This is a genomic window from Methylobacterium sp. WL18 (genome assembly GCF_008040015.1).
GTDB lineage: Bacteria > Pseudomonadota > Alphaproteobacteria > Rhizobiales > Beijerinckiaceae > Methylobacterium > Methylobacterium mesophilicum.
This window is the reverse complement of the sequence record NZ_VRVD01001032.1, coordinates 1-1,057: the sequence shown is the minus strand read 5'-3', so window position 1 is coordinate 1,057 and position 1,057 is coordinate 1. Positions and strand designations below refer to the sequence as shown.

Genomic DNA, 1,057 nt, shown 5'->3' with positions numbered 1-1,057 from the left:
ACATGGCGCAGGCGGTGGGCGTCGCCCCGGTGACGACCGGCGACATGCCGGTGGTGCTCCAGGGCCTCGGCACCGTGACGCCGCTCGCCACCGTGACGGTGAAGTCGCAGATCAGCGGCTACCTGATGGCGGTGAAGTTCCGCGAGGGCCAGACCGTCAAGGCCGGCGACGAGCTCGCCCTGGTCGATTCCCGGCCCTACGAGGCGCTGCTCGCCCAGTATCAGGGCCAGCTCGCCCGCGACCAGGCGCTGCTGCAGAACTCGAAGCTCGACCTCCAGCGTTACCAGACCCTGAACCGGCAGGATTCGATCTCGAAGCAGAACGTCGACACGCAAGCCGCCCTGGTCAAGCAGAACGAGGGCACGGTGGCGGCCGACCAGGCGCTGGTCGACCAGCAGAAGCTCAATATCGCCTACACCCACATCACCGCGCCGGTGGACGGCCGGGTCGGCCTGCGGCAGGTCGATCAGGGCAACTACATCTCGGCCGCCTCCACGGCGATCGTGGTGGTGACCCAGCTCCACCCGATCTCGGTGATCTTCACCCTGCCGGAGGACGACGTGGCCCGGGTGATGCGCCAGGTGCGGGCCGGGGCCAAGCTCGCGGTGCGCGCCTACGACCGCGGCGACGCCCACCAGATCGCGCTCGGCTCCCTCGACACCGTCGACAACCAGATCGACACGACCACCGGCACGGTGAAGCTGCGGGCGCAGTTCGACAACGCCGACGAGGAGCTGTTCCCGAACCAGTTCGTCAACGCCAAGCTCACCGTCGACACGGTGCGGGCCGCGACGCTGGTGCCGAATTCCGGCCTGCTGCAGGGCACGCCCGGCACCTACGTCTACCTGATGGACGGGGACAGCAAGGTCACGGTCCGGCCGATCAAGACCGGTGAGACCGACGGGACCAACACCGTCGTGGTCTCCGGCCTGAAGCCGGGCGACCGGATCGTCACCGACGGCACCGACCGGCTCAAGGACGGCGCCGAGGTCCGGATCACGGACGGCGCGCAGGCGGCGGGCGCGACCGGCGCTGTCACCGGCGCGGGGGACAAGCC

At 69.7% G+C, this 1,057-nt stretch carries 1 protein-coding gene; it reads left to right on the top strand.

Going from position 1 to position 1,057, the window contains the following annotated elements:
* Positions 1-1,057: MdtA/MuxA family multidrug efflux RND transporter periplasmic adaptor subunit (locus tag FV228_RS30670; protein ID WP_147857849.1), on the top strand; the 1,057-nt coding region annotated here is incomplete at both ends.